General features: G+C 70.0%; 14 protein-coding genes. 13 read left to right on the top strand and 1 reads right to left on the bottom strand.

Features of this window, described 5'->3' with window-relative positions:
* Positions 1 to 105: 105 nt before the first annotated feature.
* From ACFFGY_RS11405 to ACFFGY_RS11360, 10 genes are read left to right on the top strand one after another with little or no spacing between them, the layout of a single operon-like run.
* On the top strand, positions 106 to 390 hold the full coding sequence (locus tag ACFFGY_RS11405; protein ID WP_377044610.1) for a hypothetical protein: 285 nt from the start codon (positions 106 to 108) through the stop codon (positions 388 to 390).
* A complete protein-coding gene (locus ACFFGY_RS11400) occupies positions 383 to 658 on the top strand; it encodes a hypothetical protein (protein WP_377044609.1) in 276 nt (91 codons plus the stop codon). Before ACFFGY_RS11405 ends, ACFFGY_RS11400 begins: the two co-directional genes overlap by 8 nt.
* A complete protein-coding gene (locus tag ACFFGY_RS11395; RefSeq protein ID WP_377044608.1) occupies positions 655 to 1,008 on the top strand; it encodes a hypothetical protein in 354 nt (117 codons plus the stop codon). The genes ACFFGY_RS11400 and ACFFGY_RS11395 overlap by 4 nt, the downstream gene beginning before the upstream one ends.
* Positions 1,005 to 1,199 carry a hypothetical protein gene (locus tag ACFFGY_RS11390; protein WP_377044607.1) on the top strand — a complete coding sequence of 65 codons (195 nt, stop codon included), beginning with the start codon at positions 1,005 to 1,007 and terminating at the stop codon, positions 1,197 to 1,199. Before ACFFGY_RS11395 ends, ACFFGY_RS11390 begins: the two co-directional genes overlap by 4 nt.
* Positions 1,196 to 1,609 carry a hypothetical protein gene (locus ACFFGY_RS11385; protein ID WP_377044606.1) on the top strand — a complete coding sequence of 138 codons (414 nt, stop codon included), beginning with the start codon at positions 1,196 to 1,198 and terminating at the stop codon, positions 1,607 to 1,609. Before ACFFGY_RS11390 ends, ACFFGY_RS11385 begins: the two co-directional genes overlap by 4 nt.
* On the top strand, positions 1,599 to 2,384 hold the full coding sequence (locus ACFFGY_RS11380; RefSeq protein WP_377044605.1) for a hypothetical protein: 786 nt from the start codon (positions 1,599 to 1,601) through the stop codon (positions 2,382 to 2,384). The genes ACFFGY_RS11385 and ACFFGY_RS11380 overlap by 11 nt, the downstream gene beginning before the upstream one ends.
* 31 nt (positions 2,385 to 2,415) lie before the next feature.
* Positions 2,416 to 2,967: a DNA N-6-adenine-methyltransferase gene (locus ACFFGY_RS11375; protein ID WP_377044604.1), complete on the top strand. Its 552-nt coding sequence runs from the start codon at positions 2,416 to 2,418 to the stop codon at positions 2,965 to 2,967.
* Positions 2,960 to 3,124 carry a hypothetical protein gene (locus ACFFGY_RS11370; protein WP_377044603.1) on the top strand — a complete coding sequence of 55 codons (165 nt, stop codon included), beginning with the start codon at positions 2,960 to 2,962 and terminating at the stop codon, positions 3,122 to 3,124. The genes ACFFGY_RS11375 and ACFFGY_RS11370 overlap by 8 nt, the downstream gene beginning before the upstream one ends.
* Positions 3,121 to 3,498: a DUF4326 domain-containing protein gene (locus ACFFGY_RS11365; protein WP_377044602.1), complete on the top strand. Its 378-nt coding sequence runs from the start codon at positions 3,121 to 3,123 to the stop codon at positions 3,496 to 3,498. The genes ACFFGY_RS11370 and ACFFGY_RS11365 overlap by 4 nt, the downstream gene beginning before the upstream one ends.
* Positions 3,491 to 3,760, top strand: a complete 270-nt coding sequence (locus ACFFGY_RS11360) for a helix-turn-helix transcriptional regulator (RefSeq protein WP_377044601.1) — start codon at positions 3,491 to 3,493, stop codon at positions 3,758 to 3,760. Before ACFFGY_RS11365 ends, ACFFGY_RS11360 begins: the two co-directional genes overlap by 8 nt.
* On the opposite strand, the gene ACFFGY_RS11355 is transcribed toward ACFFGY_RS11360, so the two are convergent.
* On the bottom strand, positions 3,741 to 4,970 hold the full coding sequence (locus tag ACFFGY_RS11355) for a tyrosine-type recombinase/integrase (protein WP_377044600.1): 1,230 nt from the start codon (positions 4,968 to 4,970) through the stop codon (positions 3,741 to 3,743). The genes ACFFGY_RS11360 and ACFFGY_RS11355 overlap by 20 nt on opposite strands.
* Positions 4,971 to 5,118: 148 nt before the next feature.
* Here ACFFGY_RS11355 and ACFFGY_RS11350 point away from each other — a divergent pair, with 148 nt between their 5' ends.
* The 3 genes from ACFFGY_RS11350 (at position 5,119) to ACFFGY_RS11340 (ending at position 6,756) form a co-directional block, all read left to right on the top strand.
* Positions 5,119 to 5,655, top strand: coding sequence for a SixA phosphatase family protein (locus tag ACFFGY_RS11350; RefSeq protein ID WP_377044599.1), 537 nt, complete (start codon positions 5,119 to 5,121; stop codon positions 5,653 to 5,655).
* Between the two features lie 178 nt (positions 5,656 to 5,833).
* Entirely contained in the window at positions 5,834 to 6,424 is a 591-nt protein-coding gene (locus ACFFGY_RS11345) for a YbhB/YbcL family Raf kinase inhibitor-like protein (protein WP_377044598.1), read from the top strand.
* A gap of 179 nt (positions 6,425 to 6,603) precedes the next feature.
* The gene (locus tag ACFFGY_RS11340; protein ID WP_377044597.1) at positions 6,604 to 6,756 is read left to right on the top strand and encodes an entericidin EcnA/B family protein; all 153 of its coding nucleotides are present in this window, start codon (positions 6,604 to 6,606) and stop codon (positions 6,754 to 6,756) included.
* Positions 6,757 to 6,825 lie beyond the last annotated feature (69 nt).

The raw sequence follows: 6,825 nt of genomic DNA, 5'->3' as shown, positions 1-6,825 counted from the left end.
AGCCGCTCCGAAGGGCTTCACGATGCGGGTGCAGGACGGTCATGCCCCGATGCGGATCGAGTTCCCGGGCGGCCTGGCCTGCCTGATGCCGATGAGGGTGTGACGATGGCGACCGCCACCGCGCCCGCCCCAATCCCGAAGCTGTTCAAGTCGCACTTCCGGGTTCTCGACAAGGCAGAGACCGCCGGCTGCGTGCGCCGCGCCGGCGCCTACAGCGACGTGCCGCAGAACCGCTCCGCGAAGGAGCCCGGCTTCGACTGGCCGCTGCAGGTGGACCGCTGCATCGCCAAGGGACTGCTCGCCCCAGGCGTCGCCTTCAACACCTACGTGCTGACGGAGCGTGGTCGCGCGGCCCTGGCGCGGGCGCGCGAGGAGAAGGCCGATGCTTGAGGCCGCCACCGAAGCGCTGCCCCTCATCACCCGCGACGGCACAGTCCACGAGCTGCGTGCGGTGCTCACTTCCGGCACCGACGTGCAGGTCTGGGCTGCCGCTTGGGCCAAGGCGCTGCGCCTCTGCAAAGATGTCGCAGAGGTGCGACATCTGCGCGCCTTGAATGGGTCAGAACTCGCCAGCGTGTTCAAGCGGCACCCCGAGGCGGTGAGGCAGGTCGAGCGCAGCATCGACCGTCGCATCGCCGAACTGGAGGGCGCGGCATGAGCGGCTTCGCCGGAACACCGCCAGGCCACCACGCCGGCGACATGTCCCGCCGCACCCAGGCGCTACGCCCCGACATCGGCCTCTCGGACGAGTTCGTGGCCGCTGTGCGCCGCATGCGGAAGCAGGGGCAGGAGCCGGCCGACATCGCCGCCACGCTCGTCGTGCCGGTCGAGGTGATCGAGCGAGCCATGCTGGCGATGCGCACACCGCGGCCGGAGGCGACGCGCGGCACGCTGAACGTGACGAAGGAGGCGCACGACCTGGTGCACCGAGAGCGTCAGGGCGACGAGCCCGTGTGGCAGACGGTCGACCGCCTGCTGGGCGAGCTGATCGAGCGGAGGGGCGCATGACCCCCGTCCAGAAGTCCTCCTTCGCCACCGCGAACGTGCTGGTGACGATCACCGCGACCGCCACTGCGTCCGAGATCGCGGCGGCCAGCGAGTACCTGCGCGAGGTGGCGGCACTGCGCTGCCCCGCGGCTGGAGGGAAGAGCACCCTCGCCTCCCGCGAGGACGCCCAGAGCGAGGGAGCGGCGGTATGAGCGTGGATGTGGAGGGGCTGGCCGCGAAGGTCAGCCGGGAAGCGCTGGAGGAACTGAAGGCCATCGCGCAGACGCGGCTGGACCTCGAACGTCCTACGGCACTGATGGTGTGCCATCGCACGGAAGGCCCGACAGGCGAACTAGAGCCGGCCGGCTTGGTACGCTGGGGCAAAGCACAGGGCTTCAGCGCCAGCTTCGGCAGCGTCGAACCCACCGAGCGAGGCTGGATGCTCGTCGGCTATCTCGCGCTGCTGGATCGCCTGCGGGTCGCGGAGGCAGAGCGGGACAGGGCGCGTCAGTGCCTGCTGTTCTTCTGTTCCGTCATTCAGTGCGGCGAGCCCTGGACCGACACTTGCCAGCGCGCGTTCGACGCTGCCACCCGCACCCCGGAGACCCCCGATGCCCGGTGAACCCGCGACGCGCGAGGCGCTGCTGGAGGCGGCGCTGGAGCGGATTGCTGCTCCGGTGCATGAACTTTTCCCTGGGGAAGCCCAGCCGCCTTCGTGGTTTGTTGTCGCGCTTCAACGTCAGGAGATTGCCCGCGCAGCCCTCGCCACCCCGTCCCCCACCCCGCAGCCGGCCGCGAGCGCGGGGCGAGTGACGGAGCCGGTCATGTGGCGCCGTCGCGGCAAGTATCGTTGGTTCTATCGGGAAAGCGCTCCGTCACCGCAGAGCGGCGCGGGCTGGCTCCCACTGTACGACGAATACGCCCTCGCCGCGCAGCCCCCGCATCAGCCGGTGGCGGCGGGGGAGGTGGAAGAACTGAGGCGTCGTCTAGAGCAGTCCGAGGAGGCACGCGAGAAGCTGCGGACGTATCTGCGCCGCGTCGAGGAAGGCCGCGAACATGAGGTGGCAGCCCTCTATCGCACCATCGAACGCCTGAGGAGTGCCGCCACCCTCGCGCGGCCCGCTGCGGACACGGTGGGGGAGGCTGCCGAAGACCTTCATCGGCACTGGCAGGACTTTTGCGCCGGTGACTTCAAGTCGAATGACTTCCTGGAACGCATGGAGGCGGCCGGGTTCGTTGAGTACGGCGCAGCCACCGAAGGCGAGGCGGAAGAACTGAATGCCGGAGCATGGGAGGGCATGGAGAAAGGCAGTCCGATCTGGCGCCTGACAGAGGTCGGTAGCAAAGCCCTCGCCGCCCGCACCGAGGCTGCCAGCGCGGAGGGGCGCCATGAGTGAGCGAGCAACGACCTCTCGGCGGGCGGGGCTGGTGGCGCGCCGTGCGATCGGTGGTCACCAGTCTGCGGCCATGATCTCGGACACATGGCTGACCCCGCCGGACCTGCTGCAGAAGCTGGGTGCCTTCGATCTCGACCCGTGCTGCCCGCCAGTCATGCCGTGGTCCACGGCGTCGCGGCACATCACGCCAGCCGAGGACGGCTTGAAGCAGCCGTGGGCCGGCCGCGTCTGGCTGAACCCTCCCTATAGCCGCGAGGCGCAGGCCTGGATGCGGCGCATGTCGGAGCATGGCGATGGCATCGCGCTGGTGATGGCGCGCACCGAAACGGCTTGGTTCTGGGAGACGGTCTGGCGCTCGCCCACCGCAACCGGGGTCCTGTTCCTGGAAGGGCGCATTCACTTCCACCATCCGGACGGGCGCCGCGCTGATGCGAACTGCGGAGCACCCTCCGTGCTGGTCGCCTACGGCTGGGAGAACGCTCGGGTTCTCGCTGGATGCGGAGTGTCTGGGCAGTTCTTCACCATGCCGCTGAACACCCGCGCCCGCGCCGCGCAGGAGCAGGAGGAGCGGGGGAATGGGTGAGCAGCTTTACGTCTGGCGCTGGAAAGCCCGCCTGCCCGAGCGCTACGGCCAGACCTGCCGCGTCACAGCGCGCGGCACCCTCAACTCCTGCCGGGTCGTCTTCGAGGACGGCTTCTGGGCGATCACCAGCCGCAACGCATTGAGGAAGGCGCCATGACCGCCAAATCCACCGCCGCCGCCGCCGAGCGCAGCGCGAGCCTGGTGCGGGAGCCGGTGCGGATCCAGCTGTCCCGCAAGAAGGGCTGGAGGATGCCGCCGAACACGGTGAAGGTCAGTCGCGGCACTGCGTGGGGCAATCCGCACCGTGTCGGCATCTCCCTGTGCGACAACGGCGACGGCAGGCTCCGGTACATGGACGCAGCCGATGCTGTCGCGGCCTACCGACGTGACCTGCCTTTCTGGCAGGAGCACCGGATGCAGCCGCCGCTGAGTTCCCTCCGCGGCAAGAATTTGGCGTGCTGGTGCAAGGAAGGGCCCTGCCACGCTGACGCGCTGCTAGATCTCGCGAACCGGGAGGCGCCCGATGCCTGACGGCACCCTGATCAGCGACCCCTACCTCCGCCTTGCCGAGGTGGAGCGTGAGGTCGGGCTCGGCCGCTCCACCATCTACCGGCGGATCTCGGCGGGTACCTTCCCGGCGCCACGCCAGTTGGGTGGAGGCTGCGTGCGCTGGACCACCTCCCAGATCCAGGCATGGAAGGATGGGCACGCCACCGGGGTGGTGACGATCCCGCCACCGTCTCTGGAGAGTTCCGGCCGGGTGGCACCTTCGGTCAGGCGGCGGGCTGGCTGACCGGGTCGAACAGCGCCGCTGCCGGCAGGGCACCTTCCAGCAGCAGCCCGGCCCAGGTCGTCGCCAGTTCGCGGCGCCGCTCGAGCCTCAGCGCTCTATTGTAGGCGGCCGCCACCGCGTTGCGACTGACGTGCGCCAGCATGATCTCGATGGCGGCATGATCCTCGGGGAACCGCTCGTTCATCACCGTGGAGAAGGTGGCCCGCCAGCCATGGGGGACGTGCTTGCCCGCGAAGCCGGCCCGGTTCAGCAGCACCGCCAGCGCGGTGGTGCCGCCAGGTCGCTTCGAGCTATGGCGGTGGGGGAACACGAAGGGGCTGCTGCCGGTCAGCTGGTGCATGAGCCGCAGCAGCTCGGCCGCTTGAGGCGCCAGCGGCACCAGGTGCTCTCGACGCTTCTTCATGCGCTCGGGCGGGATGCGCCACAGCGGCTTGTCCGTGTCGAGCCCCTCGATCTCCGCCCAGGCCGCGCCCCGCGCCTCACCCGGCCGCACCGCGGTCAGCGCCTGAAACCGGTTCAGCGTCCGAACCCAAGGCTCGGAGGAGGTCTCCTCCACCTTGCGGAGCATCGCCCTGGCCTGCGCCAGGTCGGTGATCGCCGGCTGCTTGCCGATGGATCGCGGCACCAGCGCGGGTACGACCACGGCCGCCGGGTCGCTCTCCCCCTGGCCCGTGGCGATGGCGTGGACGAAGACCATGGACAGGCGCTGGCGGAGGCGCTTGGCCAGGTCCGGCGTCCCCTGGGCCTCCACCCGGCGCAGCAGCGCCAGCACCATCGGAGAAGTGATGCCGGCGATCGGCAGCTTGCCCAGCGTGGGGAAGACGTGGAGTTCCAGGCTCAGCTCGATGGCGCGGGTATGACGCGGCACCCAGGACACGCCCCGTACCTTCAACCAGTCGCGCGCCACCGCTTCGAAGGTGCTCAGGCTGGAAGCCACGTTCCCGGCGCGGGTCAGGGCCTTCTCTGTTGCGGGGTCCTTGCCCTCATCGAGCAGCGCACGGGCGGCCTCGCGCCCCTTCCGGGCCGCCGCCAGCGACATGGCCGGGTACCGGCCGAGCGCCAGCATCTTCTCCCGGCCGGCGAACTCGTAGCGGTAGCGCCAGAGCTTGCTCCCGTTGGGATTGATCTGGAGCCACAGCCCCTTATCGTCCCGGATGCGGTAGGCCTTGTCCTGGGCTGCCGCGCCGCGGATCTCCTTGTCTGTCAGCACCAGTGCCTCCGTACCCGGTACCCGGTCCCATACCCGGTCAGACGCCGACAAGGCCGGGTGAGACTGGGACGGTCTGGGAAGTGTAGTGCCATGAACTTCAAGGGGTTTCCAGCGTGGTAGCGATGATCCGGGACGATAGGGGCGCGTCGTGAAACAGTTGCTGCTGCTGCGCCACGCCAAGTCCTCCTGGGACGATCCGGCCCTGTCGGACCACGCCCGCGGCCTGAACCCGCGTGGCCGCAGGGCCGCGGCGGCCATGGGGCAGGCGATGGCAGCCGCCGGGCTGCGGCCCGCCATGGTGCTGGTGTCCTCCGCCCGGCGCACCCTGCAAACGCTCGATCTCCTGCGCCTCGACGGAGCGAAGGTAGAGGTGCTGGACACGTTGTACCTGGCCTCGCCCGACGCGCTGCTGGACGCCGTGGCGATGGTGCCGGAGGAGGTCGCCAGCCTGATGGTGGTGGCCCATAATCCCGGCCTGCACGAGCTCGCCGTTCGCTTGGCGGGCAAGGCCGCGCTCGCGGCCTCGGAAGGACCCGCCCTCCGGCTGAACGAAGGTTACCCCACCGGCACCCTGACGGAGTTCTCGCTCGCCACGAGCTGGGACGCGGCCGGCCCGGGCGGCGCCTCGATGCGCCGCTTCCTGGCGCCGCGCGACCTACCGGAACTGGCCGACAGCGTGGACTGATAGAGCTCCGGCCGCTCCTGGCCCTGTCCCCGGCCGGCGACACCCACCCGCTTTCCGGACGCGACGTAGGCAGGAGGCCACCACGGAAGTGGCCGCACCTGGCAGGGTGTCCGGGCCAGCTGCAACCCATCCCGCCCTGTGACGCTCCCTCCTGGCGATCAGCGATGGAGATCCGGTGGTGCTGGAAAAGCTTCCTTCAGGGCTCGGGCGTGCCTTGCAGGGCCTGCGCGCCGGGCTCGACGCCATCACCTTCAACAGCGCCGAGGTGGTCGAGGTGCCCGACACCCTGCAGCTGAGCAGCCCGGCTTTCCAGTCAGGGGAGCCGCTTCCGGCGCGCTTCACCGAGGATGGCGAGCGCATGTCCCCACCCCTGCGGTGGTCCGGCGTTCCCGCGGAAACCCAGGCGCTGGTGCTGCTGGTGGAAGATGCCGACAGCCCGACGCCGCAGCCGCTGGTGCACGCCATCGTCACGGGTCTGCCGCCGCGCGACGACGCGTTGGACGAGGATGACCTTCCGGGCCCGGCCGGGGGACCGGACGGTGATCCGGTCGACACCGCAGGGATGGGCCGCAACTCCTTCCTCAAGGCAGGGTGGTTGCCGCCTGATCCGCCCTCGGGCCACGGCGCCCACCGCTACTGCTTCCAGATCTTCGCGCTCGACACGGTGCCGGACTTCGACGGAGCACCCGGGCGAGGCGCGCTTCGCGACGCGCTGCGCGGCCATGTGCTGGCCAAGGGGATGCTGATCGGCACCTACGCCCGCCCCTGAGCAGCGGCGCTCCGACGGCAGGTCCGGCTGGAGTGATTTTTTCCGCACGCGACGCTTCCGGTGTCGAAACCTACCACGCAGCATGAATGTTGCTGGAACAAGCCACGGCATGTTTCGCTGAGGCATTGCCCGGAGGCTTCCCCGTGGAAGCCGGCAGAACCGCGAGAAGGAACAACACCATGCGTCGGATCTTCGCCCTCGCCCTGACCATCGGCACGCTGCTCGGCTCCGCCGGGCTGCTGGGTGCCTGCAACACCATCGCCGGCGCCGGCCAGGATGTTTCGGTGGTCGGCAGCACCGTGGCCGGCAGCGCCGAGCGCGCGAAGCCCTGAGCGGGGCCGCGTCGCCCCGCCGGTGCCCGTTCCGTCACGGCAGGCGGGGCGGGCACGACGTCCTGACGA

Source organism: Roseomonas elaeocarpi (assembly GCF_042433915.1).
In the GTDB taxonomy this organism is placed as follows: Bacteria; Pseudomonadota; Alphaproteobacteria; order Acetobacterales; family Acetobacteraceae; genus Roseomonas; species Roseomonas elaeocarpi.
This window is presented reverse-complemented; position numbering and strand designations above follow the sequence as displayed.